This is a genomic window from Thiothrix sp. UBA5583, assembly GCA_002425225.1.
Classification (GTDB): domain Bacteria; phylum Pseudomonadota; class Gammaproteobacteria; order Thiotrichales; family Thiotrichaceae; genus Thiothrix; species Thiothrix moscowensis.
The window spans coordinates 23,400-40,003 of record DILV01000031.1 but is presented as its reverse complement, the minus strand read 5'-3'; the positions used below and the strand labels follow the sequence as shown (position 1 = coordinate 40,003).

The following is a 16,604-nucleotide window of genomic DNA, read 5'->3' as shown; positions in this document are numbered from 1 at the left end:
GAAAACCAGCCCGATACGATGTCTGCATTGCTCAAGCCCCAATTCCCCGCCCCCCCCAATGGCCACATCCGCTGGGGGCAATTGTATGGCTCATCCCTCGACTGGCTCATTGCCCAGTCCGCCCAAGGCTTTGATGGCTTGACCCTGCTGGTTGTACCGGATGTGCATACCGCGTATCAAATGGATGCGGCGCTGCACTTTTTCGCCCCGGAAATCCCGCGCCACATTTTCCCCGACTGGGAAACGCTGCCCTACGACGTGTTTTCCCCACACGAAGACATCATTTCTGAACGCCTGAAAACGCTGGCGACGCTGCAAAACCTCAAGCGCGGCATCCTGGTCGTACCTGCCACCACGCTGCTGCATCGGGTTGCCCCCACCAGTTACGTGCATGGCTACACCTTTATAGTGCGCAAGGGTTCACCACTCAATATCGACAAATTGCGCAAGCAACTCGAAGAAGCAGGTTACCGCAACGTCAGTCAGGTGATGGCACACGGCGAATACGCCACCCGTGGCTCGCTGCTGGATTTGTTCCCGATGGGCAGCCATACGCCCTACCGAATTGATTTGTTTGATGAAGAAGTGGATTCAATTCGTACCTTCAACCCGGAAACGCAACGCACCGATGCTGTGGTGGACAGTATCGAACTGCTGCCAGCGCGGGAATTTCCGCTCGACGAAGCCGGAATCCGCACCTTCCGCCAAAACTATCGGGTGCAAGTCGAAGGCGATCTGAGCCGCAGCCGCATTTACGAAGGGGTGAGTCAGGGCAAACCGCCAGCGGGGATTGAGTATTACTTGCCGCTGTTCTTTGAGCATACCGCCACGCTGTTTGATTATTTGCCGAAGAAGACCTTGCTGGTACTCGCAGAAGGCGTGGATGCTGCGGTCAACACGTTCTGGGAAACGGTGGAGTATCGGTATGAACAGCGGCGGCATGATATTGAAAGGCCGTTGCTTGCGCCGGAGAAGTTGTTCCTGACGGCGGCGATGCTGGCGAGTTGGGTCGGGGATTATCCGAGGGTTGAGGTGCAGCGGTTTAAAGAAGCTGACGCTTCTTACCCCTCACCCCAACCCCTCTCCCTCAAGGGGAGAGGGGCTGAAGAAGAAAATGCATCTCTTGCTCCCCCTCTCCCCTTGAGGGAGAGGGGGCTGGGGGGTGAGGGGTTCTTCAACTACCCCATTGCCGCCCTGCCCTCGCTCCTAATCCATGCCCGCCACGAACAGCCCCTGTTCCTGCTGTTCAACTTCCTGAAAGAGCTGCAAGGGCGGGTGCTGTTCACCGCTGAATCTGCCGGACGGCGCGAAGCCTTCCTCACCCTGCTGAAAGACAACGGCATTGCGGTCAAAACACTGGAAACCTGGCAGGATTTCCTCGGTAGCCAAGCGGAAATGGCGGTCACGGTCGCGCCGCTGGAAAACGGTTTCTGGCTGCCGGATGCGCGGATTGCGGTCATCCCTGAAAACCTGCTGCATGGGGTGCAAATCCAGCAGCAACGCCGTCGCCGCAAAGCCACCCGCGATGCCGATGCGATTATTCGCAACCTCACCGACCTCAACGAAGGCGCGCCTGTCGTCCACGAAGAACACGGGGTTGGGCGTTATCTGGGCTTGCAAACCGTTACTGCGGGTGGGGTGACTGCCGAATATCTGGTGATCAGTTACGCCAATGAGGAAAAGCTGTATGTCCCCGTAGCAGCGCTACATCTGGTCAGCCGTTACACTGGGGCAGACCCCGACAATGCGCCGTTGCATCGCCTCGGTACAGGACAATGGGAAAAAGCCCGTAGCAAAGCGGCGGAAAAAGCCCGCGATGTGGCGGCGGAATTGCTCGACATCCACGCCCGCCGCGCTGCCCAACAGGGGCACAGCTTCCCGTTTGACGACAACGATTACCGCCTGTTTGCAGGCGCGTTCCCGTTTGAGGAAACGCCGGATCAGGCACTGGCGATTGAAAACGTCATCAAGGACATGCGTGCCGCGCAGCCGATGGATCGGGTGGTGTGCGGCGACGTGGGTTTCGGCAAGACCGAAGTAGCGATGCGGGCGGCGTTCGTGGCGGCGAATGCGGGCAAGCAGGTGGCGATGATTGCGCCGACTACCCTGCTGGCGCAGCAGCATTTGAACAATTTCCGTGACCGTTTTGCCGACTGGCCGTTCAATATCGAATCGCTGTCACGCTTCAAGACCGGCAAGGAAACCAGCAAGGCACTGGAGGCACTCGCCAGTGGCAAGATCGACATTGTGATCGGCACGCACAAGCTGTTGCAGGACGATGTGCATTTCAAGCAACTGGGGCTGGTGATCATCGACGAGGAACACCGCTTCGGCGTGCGTGACAAGGAGCAGATGAAAAAGCTGCGTGCCAATGTCGATATGCTGACCATGACCGCCACGCCGATCCCGCGCACCCTGAATATGTCGCTGTCGGGCTTGCGTGACCTGTCGATCATTGCCACCCCGCCGACCCAACGCCACGCCATCAAGACCTTTGTGTGCGAATGGAACAAGACCATCATTCAGGAGGCGTGTGCGCGGGAATTGTCACGCGGTGGGCAGGTATACGTCCTGCACAACGAGGTCAAAACCATCGACAAGGTGGAGCAGGAACTGGGCGCAATGCTGCCCGGCGTGACGGTGCGCCATGCCCATGGGCAAATGCGGGCGCACGAGCTGGAAAGCATCATGAGCGACTTTTACCACCAGCGTTTCCAGATTTTGGTTGCCACCACCATCATTGAAAGCGGCATTGACGTGCCAACCGCCAACACCATCCTGATCAACCGTGCCGACAAGCTGGGGCTGGCGCAGTTGCACCAGTTGCGCGGGCGGGTCGGGCGTTCGCACCACCGCGCTTACGCCTATTTGATTGCGCCGCCCAAATCCGCGCTCACGCCGGATGCGGTCAAGCGGCTGGAAGCGATTGAATCGCTGGAAGAACTGGGGGTCGGTTTCACGCTGGCGACCCACGACCTAGAGATTCGCGGCGCGGGCGAATTGCTCGGCGAGGGGCAAAGCGGGCAGATTCAGGAAATCGGTTTCAACCTCTACAACGACCTGCTGGAACGGGCGGTGAAAGCCCTCAAGTCCGGCAAAGTGCCTGACCCCAAAGCCACCAGCAGCCGCACCACGGTGGAACTGGGCGCTCCGGCGCTGATCCCTGACGATTATTTGCCGGATGTCCATGCGCGGCTAATCCTCTACAAACGCATTGCCAGCGCGGCATCGCAGACAGCACTGGACGAGTTGCGGGTGGAAATGATCGACCGCTTCGGGCTGCTGGCGGAACCGACCAAGACCCTGTTCAGCGTCACGCGGGTCAAGCTGCTGGCGCAGGAACTCGGTATCCGCAAGCTGGATATGCACATCAAGGGTGGGCGGATGATCTTTGATGACAAACCGAATATTGACCCGATGAAGGTGATTACGCTGATCCAGAAACGCCCGTGGGTATTCAAGCTGGATGGGCAGGATAAGTTACGGTTTGAGGTGGAATTGCCGACGGTGGAAGAGCGGGAGGAGTGGGTGGTTAAGGTGATGGGGGAGATTGGGGGATAGAAAAAACTGGAGTCTGTCTCTTTAACTCTTTTATACTGAACAAAAAGCTTAATTAACAGACTCCACCTCCTTTATTACAAAGTAAAATTAATGGTATGCTTTTTGCAAAAAGCTAAAAAATCGTCAAGTATTTTCCTCGTTTCCAACTCATTGCCAAATCGCGCCAAGTCATAAGCCTTCGCGACAAAGATATTTTTTCTATCTTCATCGTCTATAATTTCATAGCAATCATTATTTGATGACATTTCTTTTATAGTTGAATCGACTTCCCATTTATTGTTTTTACCCACCAGAAAAAATAATTTTGACTTAGATGCTTCTGCTGTAGAGAACTTATTGACATCCCTTTTATCACAATCTGACAACCATCTACCAGTATCAGATTGAAGTATAATAGAAAACCGAACTTGATCTTCATTAATTTTATTATTTCCAAAGTAAAACTCATAACAATACATATTGAGCCAATCCCAAGCCCAGTTGTCGAGACTGCCCTTGCCATTTTTAGGACTAGAATTACTATATTTAGACCACCCACCTTTATAAGACAAGGAATAGTGGTTGCCGATAAACTTCATCAAATCCAATACTCGTTTTTGGTACAAAAATAAAAGTCTATAAGCATTTCTCACATCTAACAAAACATTATTCAATTCAAGATCAGTTAAAGAATGCGACATTAATACTCTCCAATAAGTTTAATGATAGATTTCTCAAAGTTCGATTTCTGATAATTAATCTCACTTAACCATTCTCCCGTGGCATATCCATGCAACCCAAAATACTTGATTAAGTCTTTTAAAATCATTGACACTAAAGATACACTTTCCAGCATAGTGCTAGCTAAAAAAATATCATCTTCTAATTTCTTTATTCTTTTAAGAAGAGAACTCCATTTAACGTTAAACACTATCAGCTTATCGACTTCCAAATAAACACCTTCTTCTAAAACCCCACCAATAGCTAAAAGATATACACTTCTTTTTTCATCATCATATTCATTTAAATATGCTTTATACTCTCTCAACCATTGAGAAGGATCTTGTTGATTTTCATCATTTCTTTTTGCTTCCACTATTAGATCGAAATTTTCAAATCTAATAAAAACATCAGGTTCTACATAATTTTGCTCTGTACCTTGCCCATCCCAATGAGGCCAAAATTCATAACTTATAATATCACCTGATTTTTTAGGCAACAGACTGGACTCAGAACAAGAATCTCTTAAAATACTCCAAGACAAATTAGCAGGCAAATAAATTAATAATCCAAAAACAGAAGATGTTAGGGAATCCTCAGATGTTTTGAATAGTTCTCTCCAGTGAACCTGTCCTTTTCTAAGGCTTCTACCATATTTATTTCTCTCAATTGCGTGTAGCATATAAATCCCCATTCACGAAAGCGGATGAAATTATAGCAAAGCACAACCTATTGATCTATAGTAAAGAATGAAGAAAGTTTAAAAATCAAGACTCACTAAATCATCGACTTTTTATTTAAACATACGTTCCGGCAACACAAATTGATGACAAATCAACTTTTCAGCCGTAACCCATGAACATCCTTGAGTGACAACCCCGTCTTTACTGCAATCGTTTCATCATCCAGCACATCCAGTAAATTGTAGGCAATTTCCACCGCCTTCTTTTGCTCGCCTTCATCCCGTGCCGTATCCGTCACATTCTTCAAATCACGGTAGTACTTCAAGCTATCTTCGTAGGCTTGACGTTCGGCAGGATTAAAGCAGGCAATTTGTGCCGCTTCAAATAACTTGAGGAATATTGCTTCGTGCAAAACAGGCGGTATTTCCTGCATTTCGTGCAAGTGCCTGAATATATACAGCCATTTGTCTTGCGTCGTATGCAGTTCATCCAGCGACTTATTAAAATGGGGCAGCGTCAGATAGATAAACGTCAGCTTTTCATAAAACACCTGCCCATTCTGGTTTTTAAGCTGGATGGTATGAATCACTTCCTTGTCGTGGATTTCCCGATCTTCCTCAAACACAAAATCAAGGATGCCGATGGTATAAACCGCCGCCAGCTTATAATCCCAATCGCCGCGCTGTGCCTGCTCCTGAATCGGAAACGTGGCGTAATACAGGCTGCGATCCTTGAAAAAATTCTGCTTGGCTTTCTGCAACTCAACAATGAAACGTTCACCCGTCGGGCTGATGCAATTCAGATCAAAAATGGCTTTACGGTCAAGCGCAGTATACCCCTGATGTTCATTGCGGGTGTACTGTAAATCCTGAACCCGGTGTTTTTCTGGCAGCAGCGTATTCAGGAAGCTGATCAGCAGTTCCTTGTGCGGCTCTTCCCCAAACAGTTTCTTGAAACCGAAGTCGGTAAAAGGGTTGATGTACTTATCCTGCATAGTGCCAACCTGCTGATGTTATGGGCTGTAGGACTGTGATTCTAGCATAAACCCAACTGGCAGCGATGCGACAAGTTACCGCTATCCACCATCAACACCCGCCCTATGCTATCCTACCCCCAACAAGATTTTTGGCGTTGGTTTATGTCCGCATCGGTAGCACTCAAGACAAAGAACACTCCATCCCCCGGCACGGTCGGGCGCGGTAAAGCTGTGACACTGGACAGCAAGCCCACCCACACGCACTGGACGGATGGGCGCGTCAGCCTCCACCTCGGCAACAGCCTGAACCATTACCCGCAATGGGACAACCCAACCGTGATCGTTTCGGACGGCGCGTATGGCATCCTCGGTTTTGAAGGCGACACCTCCGACCATCTGGGTATTGCCGACTGGTACGAACCGCACATTCAGGCATGGAGCCAACACGCCACCGCGCAAACCACCCTCTGGTTCTGGAACTCTGAAATCGGCTGGGCGACTGTCCACCCGGTTCTGGAACGCTACGGCTGGCGTTACGTCAACGCTAATGTCTGGAACAAAGGCAAAGCCCACATCGCGGGCAACGTCAACACCGCCAAAATCCGCCGTTTCCCCGTCGTCACCGAAATGTGCGTCCAGTATGTATTTGAAGCACGCATCGACAACCTGACACTGCAACAATGGCTACACCGCGAATGGAAACGCACCGGGCTACCCATGCGTAAAGCCAACGAAGCCTGCGAAGTCAAGGACGTAGCCACCCGCAAATACCTCGACCAAGGTCACCTCTGGTATCCGCCGCCACCGGAAACCTTCGCAAAAATGGCAACCTACGCCAACCAGCATGGCAACCTGGCAGGTCGCCCCTATTTCTCCCGCAACGGCATCCACCCCATGACGGCGGAAGACTGGGCAGCCCAACGCGCCAAATTCCACTGCCCGATGGGATTCACCAACGTCTGGGATCGCAACCCACTCAAAGGCGCAGAACGCATCCGCGTCCCCGAAATCAGCGGCAAAGCTGCCCACCTGAACCAAAAACCGCTGGATTTTCTGGGCATGATCATTGAAGCCAGCAGCGATGCAGGCGACGTAGTGTGGGAACCGTTCGGGGGATTGTTTTCCGCTTCATTGGCAGCGAAACGCGCCGGACGCAAAGCCTTTGGCGGGGAAATTGACCCCACCTATTTCCAGCTTGGGCTGGAACGTTTCATGCCACGCCAGCCTGAAAAAGCAGTAGCAAGAAAACGCAAAAAGCATTCTTGGGCAGATACACCCGGCTTCGGCATGTGGGCAGACCGTGAAGAAATGGCAGACCCAGCAGCGTATGTGCGCAACATCAGGAAACCGCGTTATACCCTGTGAAATAAAGCTGAAGTTGCTCTACCTGACCACACTCAAATGTGGCGGCTTGAAATCCGTATCCTTGGCAAACACCGGAGGCAGCAAATTCGCCACAAACCGTAGCTTGCTCCCATAACCTAATCAAAGGGGTCAGACTCGATTGATCACATAGGAAGCCACCCCCTGAAAGGAAGGAAAACTTTGTCACGCCGCCAGCAACACTTGTTCCTCCACCATTGCAGGCAAATTGAGCCGCACGAAAAACGCCTGCGGATACAGGTAATCTTCCCCCGACTCATCTACCACCCTCACCATACCCAGCGTTTCACCTTGAGGGTCAGGCAGCACTTCGTACAACTTACGCAGTTCCAGTGAAACCTCGTAATCTTCGTTCTTGATACAAATTGCAAATGTATGTCCAGACATAACGCTTACCCGATAAAATATTTGATTTTGAACTCTTTCTTACCAATGCCATTGGCTTCGTACCAATGGATTTCCGCCTGATGCAGTGAACCATCCGGCAAACGGATTTCAGCAAATCCCTTGCGTTTGCGCCAATGGCCTTCCCCATGCAGCTTGCGCAAACGTGGTAACTCCCGAATCCCCGAACCTGATGCAAAGGTTTCAGCATCGCGAATTTCACCCACAATTTCAAACAGCATGTGGCATCACTCGTACCTGTCCAACTTTGCAAAGCAATCGCATCCAAACGGTGAAGGCATAGACCGCCCCCGTATCGGCAATCAACATGCTTTGCGCCTTTTCAATAATGCCTCAGCACGGCTTTCAAAAAGTAATGAACGGGCTTTGGCAGATACGTCAGAATGCCCACTGCGATACACCCTACCCACGGGAACGGGGGAGGCGGTAGTGGTGGGATCTTGCAAAATAACCCCCTCTTCTTTCGCCAATTGCTCCAGCAACAACTGTACCAAGCGAAATTTATCCGCGTGGGGCAGTGATACCACAGAGGGCAGTAACTCAGCTATCGACATAGTGGCATCTCCTATCAATCAAGTAAGCCGTTCACAGATTAACGCACTGCAAACACAAAGAACACCCAGCTTCTCCGGTAAAATTCAACCTCAAGTTGCTCTACCTGACCACACTCAAATACGTCTGCTTGAAATCCGTATCCTTAGCAAACAGGAGGCAGCAAATTCGCCACAAACCGCAGCTTGCTCCCGTAATCGTCGAATGACTTGCCGCTCTTGTATGGACTAGATCCCGTTAGTACCAACACCGCAAGTTTAGTACTGGCTGATGAGAACTACCCAAAATCCGTCTGAACTACAGCGATTCTCCGCACTTGTAAACACCCTCACTTGTAGCTACTATTTTAAAATATAGCCACAAATGGGATAACCGTTATGCACGTTGCTGTCCGCGAACTCAAAAACCGCTTTTCCGAATACCTGAAATACGCCCAGGCAGGTGAAGAAATCATCGTCACCACCCACGGTAATCCGGTAGCACGCTTGACGCGCTTAGCACCCAACTTGCAACTTCGCGCTTCACAACCGCTGGATAAATTAGCGTGGGTACGACGCGGACAAGCTGGCAAAAAACTGGGATTGCCTGCTGCGCAGCGTATTCGCTTAACCGAAGGTGTGTCGTTGAGTGATTTGCTGCTGGAAGACCGTGCATGAGTATCCCCCTGCTCTATCTCGACACATCCGCGTGGCTGAAATTGTATGTGGAAGAAGACGGTTCAGAAGCAGTCCATGCAGCAGTTGAACAAGCGGAACAGACTTGCACCCACCTGATTGCCTACGCCGAATTACGCGCAGCCTTGGCAAAAGCGCAACGTATGCAACGGCTAGAAGCCGCCCAAAAAGCCCAACTGTTGCCCATCATCGACAATGATTGGCAAACACTGAATGTGATTTTACCCACGGAAATGCTGGTCAAACGGGCGGGCAATCTGGCGGATCAGTTTGGTTTGCGGGGTTACGACAGCATTCATCTCGCGGCGGCAGAGGCGATTAGCCTGCAAATCATGCCGCAGCCGTTGGTGTTTGCCTGCTTTGACAAGCATTTGAATGAAGCTGCCAAAGTCTTGGGTATGACTGTCTTGAACCAGGATTTATAGGATTCAAAGATGGACAGAATTGAAGAGGCGTCGCCTCCCCCATCCTGCTAATCCTTGCCCACCCGGTTGGAGCTGCCTGTGCGGCGGCTACCGTAGCACTTGCGGTACTTCTTCGCATATTTATCACGACAGGTAAGCACACGATTCCTGTACTTGCTTGATGCTTAACGGTTTAAGCATCTATTATGGGTCATCTGCTCATTTGAGGAAGCCCATGCGTTTATTGACGTTATTGTGTCTGTGCTTATTACCGCTACTGAGCCATGCGGTACACAACTCCGTATTACGCGACCACCCCTCCCCGTATTTTCGCACCCACTCCGATGACAGCATTCACTGGAATACCTTCAGTGCCACCGCTTTTGAACAGGCAAAAACCAGTGGCAAACCCATCTTGATTTCCAGCGGTTATTCGAGTTGTTACTGGTGTCACAAAATGAAACAAGACACCTTCAGCGACAAAGCAGTGGGGGAAACCGTGAATGCCGGTTTCATTCCAATCATTGTGGATCGCGAGTTAGAGCCAGAAGTGGATGCCTATTTGCAAACCTTTATGGAACAACAACGCGGTTTCGGGGGCTGGCCGTTGACGGTGATGCTGACACCGGATGCGCTCCCCATAGGTGGCTTTAACTACACCAAGGCGGATGAGTTTAACGCAACCCTGCAACGTTTCCTCAATGACTGGGCGACCAATAAAACCAGTATTCAGGAAAAAGCTCAAGCGAAAGCCAATACGCTGGCACAACAACGCGATGCGGCGATAACGGTGGCTGACACCACCACGCCGCTCGCCGTGCTACAAGCGTTTCTGCAACACGTCAGTGGCGCGGGCGATGAAAAATACGGCGGGTTTGGTGATCAGGAAAAATTCCCGAACTTGCCGCAGTTAAGCGCACTGTTTACCCTGCACCAACTCAAGCCGGACAAAGACTTGTATGCTTTTTTGCAAACCAGTTTGGCAGCATTGATTGGTGGCGGTTTGCGCGATCATTTGGGCGGTGGATTTTTCCGTTACACCGATGACCGCCGCTGGACGCACCCGCATTACGAACAGATGTTATACACCCAAGTATTGGCAGCACCCTTGTTGATTCGGGCAGGCGTGGAATTCAAACAACCGGTATACCTGCAAGCCGGACGCGAGGCATTGTTACATACCCTCACCGCATTCCGGCGCGATGATGGCTTATTGCGTGCCGGATTATCCGCCGTGGGTGGGGATGGCACCGCGGGCGGTTATTACCTGTGGAAACCGGAACAGCTCAGTGCCACCGTCGGCAAGGATTGGCAAAACAGCGTACATAACCTGTTGGGTGAGGAAGCCGATAAGGTATTGCCTTTCGTGACACTGCAAGGTGCTGCGGGTAAAGCTTTGCGGGAAAAATTACTGAGCGAACGGCGGACTCGTCCCCTAACCAGCGATGATAAAGCCTTGCTCGGTTGGAACGGGTTAGCCTTGAATGCCTTCGCCGCTGCCCAGGGGCTTGACCCCGAACTGCAACAAGCCGGTGAAAAGCTTGCCGCACAATTACTGGCTCTCACCAAACAAGACACGCTGCCGCGCCTGATTGGTGAACCGGCAGCGGGAGAGGCGCAATTCGCGGATCGGGTGTATCTGGCTTACGGGTTGGCGGCGTGGGGCAAAGCCAACGAACAAAGCGCGTTTACCGAGGCAGCACGTCAGTTATTGCATGACACTTACCAGCGGTATTACCAAGGCAAGGGCTGGGTGCAAAGTGAAGCGAATCCGCTACTGGGGGAAATTGCCGTGCCAGTGATTGCTGATTCACAATTGCCGTCGCCTTCCGCGTTATGGTTGGTCACGGTCTGGCAAGTCGCCGATCAAGACCCGGTATTGCGCAAAATTGCCGAAGAAATCAGCGCAATTTTGCCGAATGCCTTGCGCGATAATGCGTTTTTCCATGCTACCCACATTGCTGCACTCGTCCAACACGCTACTAAGGAGAAACCATGAGCCGTGATTCTTACATGCCATTTTACGGCTGGTTGCTGTGGTTTGGGTTGATGCTGTTTGGCGGGTTTTTGCTGTGGCAATACGGTTTGTGGACGGAATTATGGGTGAAAGATCAAACGTATTTGTCCGCTATCATTGTGTGGCTGCTGGTGTTGGTGAGTGTGTATTTGGGGCGTTGCTCTTGGCAGTTGTCGCGCCAAGCTGCTGCGGCTGACAGCCTGAGTGCCGGTTTACTGACACTGACACCGCAACAGTGGGAAGGTGGACGTTGGTTGGAAACACATCCGGCAAGTTGGGCGCAGGAACATTTGATGCTGGTGTTACGGCAAATGCAAATACAGGGAAAAAGTGCCCCCACCGATAGCTTGCAGGCACGCTTGATTGAGCGGGTGCATAGCGGGCACAGTTCGGGGTGGTTTTTATCCGATTTAATGTTGCGCTTAGGGTTGGTGGGCACGGTGATCGGTTTTGTGCTGATGTTGGGTTCGGTGTATGAGTTGCAGGCGGAAGGCATTAACGTACTCAAACAATTGCTTACCAGCATGGGCGGTGGAATGCAGGTGGCACTGTATACCACGCTGGCAGGTTTAGGCAGTGCGATGCTGGTCAGTATTCAATGCCATTGGTTGGATCGTTGTGCGGATCGGTTGATTAGCCGGATTATCGCGATGAGCGCAGCGGAATTGCCTGCATGAGTTTATACCGCCGCACGGGCAGACAAGTGCCAACTGACCCGTTTATCGACTTGCTGTTTAACACCTTGTTAGGATTTAGCTTTTTGTTTTTGGTGAGTCTGGTATTCATTAACCCTGAAGCGGATAAGGCCAAGGTCGATATGCAGGCGGAATACGTGATTTCAGCCACTTGGCAGCCCGATGTGGCGGATGACGTGGATTTGTGGGTACATGCGCCATCGGGGGACACGGTGTCTTACCTCAAAGCCGAAGCCGGTTTTTTGCATCTGGATCGGGATGATCGCGGCAAAATCAATGACACGATAAACGTGGATGGGCGCGAAGTGGTGCATTCCATCAATCAGGAAATCGTCACGATTCGCAAACGTTACGCGGGGGAATACATTGTCAATCTGTATTATTACCAAGCTGCTTCGTCGCCACCGTTAAACGTGCAGGTGAAAGTTGACCAGATCAACCCGCGTTTTCAAACCGTATTCGCCGAAACCGTGGAGCTGAAGGCGCAGGATGCGGAGGTCACTGCGGTACGTTTCAGCATTGCGGAGGATGGCACGGTATCAGGTTTCAACAAGTTACCGCTGAAATTAACCCCTTATGGCTTAGATCACATTCCGGTGGATGTATGGAATCGTTAACCCTCATGTTTGCCTACGTGATTCCGCTGGTGTTTGTGGTGTGGCTGTGGCTGGATAAACCCGGTTGGCGCAGTAAGTTGCTGCTCACGGTGTGTTTGCCGCTGTTTTACTGGCTGCATTGGCAAGGTTTGCAAGATACCAAAGGGTGGCCTGCGCCGCAGCCCTTGCCGGAAAAGTTCGAGCTGATTGCAGCGGATGTGTTCGAGCCAAGCCAAGCCAAGGATGGCGCGATTCGTATGTGGGTGCGTGAAACCGATGATGGCGAGCCACGGGTGTATGCTTTGCCCTACAGTCGGAAATTGCATCAGGCATTGTTTGATACCAAAGAGCGCGTGGCGCAGGGGCGTACCCAAGTGGGTTTGCTCAGCGATGGCGAGGCAGGTGGCTCAGGCGTACCAGTGGGGAGCGGGCAAATGCTGGAATTTCGGGATAAACCGAAGTCGACATTGCCACCTAAATATTAATGAGTTGTAAGCTCACTCTAGCGGTTTGAGCAAATCCATCAAATCGTCGGTACTGAAACGTGGCCCATCCTGTTCTGCCTGTTCAGAATACAAACTGTCTGCCAGTGCCTGTTTCTTTTCCTGCAATTTGAGAATTTTTTCTTCAACCGTGTCTTCGGTAATCAGTTTGTAGACAAATACCGGCTTGTCCTGCCCGATGCGGTAGGCGCGGTCGGTTGCCTGTTGTTCCACTGCCGGATTCCACCAAGGGTCATAATGAATCACGGCATCGGCAGCCGTCAGGTTAAGTCCGGTTCCACCTGCTTTGAGGCTGATCAGGAACACTTGCGCGTTACCTTCCTGAAAATGGGCGATGACTTCATCACGGTTTTTGGTTTGCCCGGTCAGTTTGCTGTAAACAATGCCTGCGGTTTGCAGCTCTTCTTCAATCAGTGCCAGCATGGAGGTGAATTGCGAGAACAACAGCACCTTGCGGCCTTCCTCCACCATTTCCGGCAACAGGGTCATGAGCAGTTCGAGCTTGGCAGATTCCTGTACGTTGCGAGCCTTGTCGAGCTTGACCAGACGCGGGTCGCAGCAAACCTGACGCAGTTTCAGCAGGGCATCGAGGATCATGATATGGCTGCGGGCGAAGCCTTTTTTGCTGATTTCTTCCTGTACTTTGGCATCCATCGCCAGCCGCACGATTTCATACAGGTCGCGTTGTTTGCCTTCCAGTGCCACGCTACGCACGATTTCGGTTTTGGGTGGCAACTCACTGGCAACCACTTCCTTGGTACGGCGCAGCATGAAGGGTTGTATGCGTTGCCGCAGTTGTTGTTGCTTACCGCCATCGCCCTGTTTTTCAATCGGGGTGCGGAACAGGCGGGCAAAACGTTCGTGCGTGCCGAGGAAACCCGGCATCAGGAAATGGAACATCGACCACAATTCACCGAGGTGGTTTTCCATCGGTGTGCCGGTCAGGCACAAACGGTTGTTGGCTTTGAGTGAATAAATGATCTGGGTAGTGCGGGAAGCGGCATTCTTGATCGCCTGGGCTTCATCCAGAATCAGGTAGTGAAATGTGTAACGCAGGTATTGGTCTTCATCACGCAGGATTAGCGGATACGTGGTGAGGATCAGGTCGTGTTCGGCGAAAGCGTCGAAATGCTTTTGCCGATCATGTCCATGCACCAGCAGTACCCGCAGCTCAGGGGCAAACCGCTGGGCTTCACGCCGCCAGTTGCCCATCAGGCTGGTCGGGGCGATCACCAGCGCAGGTTGTTGCAAGCGTCCGGCCTGTTTTTCTATCAGCAAGTGTGTCAGTGCCTGCAAGGTTTTGCCCAGCCCCATGTCATCTGCCAATACACCGTTAAAACGGTATTCACGCAGGAATTGCAGCCAGTTCAAGCCGGTTTGCTGGTAGGGGCGCAGGCTTGCATTCAAGCCAACCGGCAGCGGAACATCCTGGATACCGCTGAAATCACTCAGTTTTTTGGTCAGGGCAATGATTTCACCCGCACCTTTCCATTTCAGGCCAGGAGCATTTAGCAATGCGCCCAACCCGGCACTTTGGTAGCGGCTGAATTCAAGGTTGCCGTTGGCGTTGAGCGGTTGCTGGTCATACAGTTCCACCAGCGTTTCCATGATGGTATGCAGGCGGCTGGCATCAAGTTTGACCCAGCGGTTGTTTGCCAGCGGCACCAATACGTATTCCTGTCGCAACAACAGCGCTTGCAAGGCTTGCGGGCTTTCCATCTGTGCCAGCATGTCGATAAGGATAGGCAGCAGGTTGATGCGTTGTCCGGCAAGTTCAAAACCCAGGCTGACTTCAAACCAGTCAATGCCACTACTGCTTTCCTGCCAGTCTGCTTCCAGGTCGTCGACTGTCTCGAATTGCAGGTCGAAATTGCCTGCGCTGCTGATGTGCCAGCCTGCTTCGCGCAATTCAGTCACGCCATGTTCAAGAAAATCGTGCCAGCGCACCGCATTGAGCATGGCGGAAGGCGAGTTCATCCGCAGTTCTAGCCGGTGCAAGCCGTGCTGGGCATTGCCTTCGTTACTGAAACCATAATCCAGCAGGGTGGCGTAGGCGTCCTGTTCAGCGGTGGTCTTGCGGTGGATACGGTAACGCTTGCCATCAGCTTTTGCCAGACTACGAGCGCTCAGGGTGTCCGGTTGCAGGATATGCCCGCCATAGTTGAAACGCAGGCTGGCAACCGGCATACGCGATGTATGGTCAGGAATGGGCAGTGATTGCAGCAGCAGGTCAGGTTGCAACGGGAGGTGCAAATCTTCGATATACTGCTGGATTCTGGCAGAGGGGGTTGGGATGTCTGCATCTGGTAGCAGTTCCAGCAGGCGCTCGCTGACAGTATCAGCCTGTTCGGGTGGAATGGGGGGGGCGCTGAGGAATTTTTCCACCTGTGTAGCGGTCAGATCAGAGTGCTGCAACAAGCCGCAGGTATAACGTTGCAGATCCACATACCAAAGTTTGCCATTCAGCCAGAAATGCACATTCACCGGTAAGTCTGGTCGCAGGTGGACGCTGTACTGACCGTTGCCATCCTGTTGCCAGCCAAACTGGAAGGTGCGCGGTTCGCCTGCCAGCAAGGGGTGGGCATCACGCTGCCAGTTGTCGGGCGTTGCCCAGAAGGTGCGTTCCGTTTTGAGGATTTCTTCCAGTACCTGTTCACCACCTTCACCGGTCAGTGCATCCTGGTGGTTGTAATGAGTAAAACGCATGGTGGGAACAGCCAGCAACTGCGCGATCATCAGGTCGTGCGGCTCGTAAGCGTAACTGCGGGTGCGATAGGGATTCAGCAACGATTCCAGCACCACCGGGGAAGGTTTGCCAAAACCGCCTTTTTTCAATAGGCTGGATTTGTACAAGCCCAGGGAGATGACATCCGGGTTGTAATGGTGGCCTTGGCTGAGCAGGTACAGCAGTTGGGGTTGGCGCTCCTCAAGGTCTGCAAGGGCACTGTTGTTATCGGTTAACAGGCGGGGTTTTTCGGTTTGAGCCAGCCCCTGCAACCACAAGTCAATCGGGGAAACCCGCGCCACGCGGGCGGTGGGCAGGGTGGCGGCGGTAAAGGCCGGTACTTTCAGTTTGCTTTCCCGCACTTGTTGGCGTTTGGCGTATTCCAGATATTCAAACAGGGTAGCAATCGCATGTTTACAATTGCTGGTGACGGGGCAAGTGCAAACACCTGTAACCCAGCGGGGTGAATGCGCATTAAAATTAACCTTGGTCAGGTAGATATGGCTATTGCTGCCTTGTACTTTGGCCTGGATCGACACATTACCGTCAGCACTTTTTTCGGCGTGGAAGCTGCTGACCTTGCCGTCTTCCCAATAGTCTATACCGCGTTCGATCGTAGCCGTGTTGCATACGTTGTACAAGACTGCGGGGTTAATGCCGTTGTCTGCCAGCAGGTTCAGGTATTTGGTTTTGAGTTGCATCAGTTCCGACGGAAATTCCGGGCAATCGGA

General features: G+C 52.1%; 14 protein-coding genes. 8 read left to right on the top strand and 6 right to left on the bottom strand.

From position 1 onward, the window contains the following. Positions 1–18 precede the first annotated feature (18 nt). Positions 19–3,561 carry a transcription-repair coupling factor gene (gene mfd / locus B2U47_RS12885; protein ID WP_296674243.1) on the top strand — a complete coding sequence of 1,181 codons (3,543 nt, stop codon included), beginning with the start codon at positions 19–21 and terminating at the stop codon, positions 3,559–3,561. Positions 3,562–3,635: 74 nt separating this feature from the next. Here mfd and B2U47_RS12880 read toward each other — a convergent pair whose 3' ends face one another. From B2U47_RS12880 to B2U47_RS12870, 3 genes are all read right to left on the bottom strand, one after another. After that, the gene (locus B2U47_RS12880; RefSeq protein WP_296674242.1) at positions 3,636–4,241 is read right to left on the bottom strand and encodes a hypothetical protein; all 606 of its coding nucleotides are present in this window, start codon (positions 4,239–4,241) and stop codon (positions 3,636–3,638) included. Then, a complete protein-coding gene (locus tag B2U47_RS12875; protein WP_296674240.1) occupies positions 4,241–4,942 on the bottom strand; it encodes a hypothetical protein in 702 nt (233 codons plus the stop codon). The genes B2U47_RS12880 and B2U47_RS12875 overlap by 1 nt, the downstream gene beginning before the upstream one ends. Before the next feature lie 152 nt (positions 4,943–5,094). Continuing rightward, positions 5,095–5,937 carry an Rpn family recombination-promoting nuclease/putative transposase gene (locus tag B2U47_RS12870; protein ID WP_296674238.1) on the bottom strand — a complete coding sequence of 281 codons (843 nt, stop codon included), beginning with the start codon at positions 5,935–5,937 and terminating at the stop codon, positions 5,095–5,097. A 144-nt stretch (positions 5,938–6,081) separates the two neighbouring features. Between B2U47_RS12870 and B2U47_RS12865 the strand changes: the two genes are divergently transcribed. Further along, positions 6,082–7,284 carry a DNA methyltransferase gene (locus tag B2U47_RS12865; RefSeq protein ID WP_296674235.1) on the top strand — a complete coding sequence of 401 codons (1,203 nt, stop codon included), beginning with the start codon at positions 6,082–6,084 and terminating at the stop codon, positions 7,282–7,284. A gap of 183 nt (positions 7,285–7,467) precedes the next feature. Here B2U47_RS12865 and B2U47_RS12860 read toward each other — a convergent pair whose 3' ends face one another. Both B2U47_RS12860 and B2U47_RS12855 read right to left on the bottom strand, forming a co-directional pair. Further along, positions 7,468–7,689 (bottom strand): hypothetical protein, encoded by a 222-nt coding sequence (locus tag B2U47_RS12860; RefSeq protein ID WP_296674234.1) that lies wholly within the window; start codon positions 7,687–7,689, stop codon positions 7,468–7,470. 5 nt (positions 7,690–7,694) lie between these two features. Then, positions 7,695–7,928 carry a hypothetical protein gene (locus B2U47_RS12855; protein ID WP_296674232.1) on the bottom strand — a complete coding sequence of 78 codons (234 nt, stop codon included), beginning with the start codon at positions 7,926–7,928 and terminating at the stop codon, positions 7,695–7,697. 708 nt (positions 7,929–8,636) lie between these two features. Between B2U47_RS12855 and B2U47_RS12850 the strand changes: the two genes are divergently transcribed. The 6 genes from B2U47_RS12850 to B2U47_RS12825 all read left to right on the top strand — a co-directional run bounded on the left by B2U47_RS12850 (position 8,637) and on the right by B2U47_RS12825 (position 13,130). Further along, positions 8,637–8,915 (top strand): type II toxin-antitoxin system Phd/YefM family antitoxin, encoded by a 279-nt coding sequence (locus tag B2U47_RS12850; RefSeq protein ID WP_296674231.1) that lies wholly within the window; start codon positions 8,637–8,639, stop codon positions 8,913–8,915. Next, the gene (locus tag B2U47_RS12845; RefSeq protein ID WP_296674229.1) at positions 8,912–9,358 is read left to right on the top strand and encodes a type II toxin-antitoxin system VapC family toxin; all 447 of its coding nucleotides are present in this window, start codon (positions 8,912–8,914) and stop codon (positions 9,356–9,358) included. Before B2U47_RS12850 ends, B2U47_RS12845 begins: the two co-directional genes overlap by 4 nt. A 214-nt stretch (positions 9,359–9,572) precedes the next feature. Beyond that, positions 9,573–11,336 (top strand): thioredoxin domain-containing protein, encoded by a 1,764-nt coding sequence (locus B2U47_RS12840; protein WP_296674228.1) that lies wholly within the window; start codon positions 9,573–9,575, stop codon positions 11,334–11,336. After that, on the top strand, positions 11,333–12,031 hold the full coding sequence (locus tag B2U47_RS12835) for a MotA/TolQ/ExbB proton channel family protein (RefSeq protein WP_296674226.1): 699 nt from the start codon (positions 11,333–11,335) through the stop codon (positions 12,029–12,031). The genes B2U47_RS12840 and B2U47_RS12835 overlap by 4 nt, the downstream gene beginning before the upstream one ends. Continuing rightward, the gene (locus B2U47_RS12830) at positions 12,028–12,666 is read left to right on the top strand and encodes a hypothetical protein (protein ID WP_296674225.1); all 639 of its coding nucleotides are present in this window, start codon (positions 12,028–12,030) and stop codon (positions 12,664–12,666) included. Before B2U47_RS12835 ends, B2U47_RS12830 begins: the two co-directional genes overlap by 4 nt. Then, the gene (locus B2U47_RS12825) at positions 12,654–13,130 is read left to right on the top strand and encodes a hypothetical protein (protein WP_296674223.1); all 477 of its coding nucleotides are present in this window, start codon (positions 12,654–12,656) and stop codon (positions 13,128–13,130) included. The genes B2U47_RS12830 and B2U47_RS12825 overlap by 13 nt, the downstream gene beginning before the upstream one ends. A gap of 12 nt (positions 13,131–13,142) precedes the next feature. Here the strand turns inward: B2U47_RS12825 and B2U47_RS12820 are convergent, their stop codons facing one another. Then, a complete protein-coding gene (locus B2U47_RS12820; RefSeq protein WP_296674222.1) occupies positions 13,143–16,574 on the bottom strand; it encodes a DEAD/DEAH box helicase in 3,432 nt (1,143 codons plus the stop codon). Positions 16,575–16,604: the final 30 nt, after the last annotated feature.

Bases quoted from the DNA above. Each gene is read 5' to 3' on its own strand.
- mfd (WP_296674243.1), top strand. From the start codon at position 19: ATGTCTGCATTGCTCAAGCCCCAATTCCCCGCCCCCCCCAATGGCCAC.
- B2U47_RS12880 (WP_296674242.1), bottom strand. From the start codon at position 4,241: ATGTCGCATTCTTTAACTGATCTTGAATTGAATAATGTTTTGTTAGAT.
- B2U47_RS12875 (WP_296674240.1), bottom strand. From the start codon at position 4,942: ATGCTACACGCAATTGAGAGAAATAAATATGGTAGAAGCCTTAGAAAA.
- B2U47_RS12870 (WP_296674238.1), bottom strand. From the start codon at position 5,937: ATGCAGGATAAGTACATCAACCCTTTTACCGACTTCGGTTTCAAGAAA.
- B2U47_RS12865 (WP_296674235.1), top strand. From the start codon at position 6,082: ATGTCCGCATCGGTAGCACTCAAGACAAAGAACACTCCATCCCCCGGC.
- B2U47_RS12860 (WP_296674234.1), bottom strand. From the start codon at position 7,689: ATGTCTGGACATACATTTGCAATTTGTATCAAGAACGAAGATTACGAG.
- B2U47_RS12855 (WP_296674232.1), bottom strand. From the start codon at position 7,928: ATGCTGTTTGAAATTGTGGGTGAAATTCGCGATGCTGAAACCTTTGCA.
- B2U47_RS12850 (WP_296674231.1), top strand. From the start codon at position 8,637: ATGCACGTTGCTGTCCGCGAACTCAAAAACCGCTTTTCCGAATACCTG.
- B2U47_RS12845 (WP_296674229.1), top strand. From the start codon at position 8,912: ATGAGTATCCCCCTGCTCTATCTCGACACATCCGCGTGGCTGAAATTG.
- B2U47_RS12840 (WP_296674228.1), top strand. From the start codon at position 9,573: ATGCGTTTATTGACGTTATTGTGTCTGTGCTTATTACCGCTACTGAGC.
- B2U47_RS12835 (WP_296674226.1), top strand. From the start codon at position 11,333: ATGAGCCGTGATTCTTACATGCCATTTTACGGCTGGTTGCTGTGGTTT.
- B2U47_RS12830 (WP_296674225.1), top strand. From the start codon at position 12,028: ATGAGTTTATACCGCCGCACGGGCAGACAAGTGCCAACTGACCCGTTT.
- B2U47_RS12825 (WP_296674223.1), top strand. From the start codon at position 12,654: ATGGAATCGTTAACCCTCATGTTTGCCTACGTGATTCCGCTGGTGTTT.
- B2U47_RS12820 (WP_296674222.1), bottom strand. From the start codon at position 16,574: ATGCAACTCAAAACCAAATACCTGAACCTGCTGGCAGACAACGGCATT.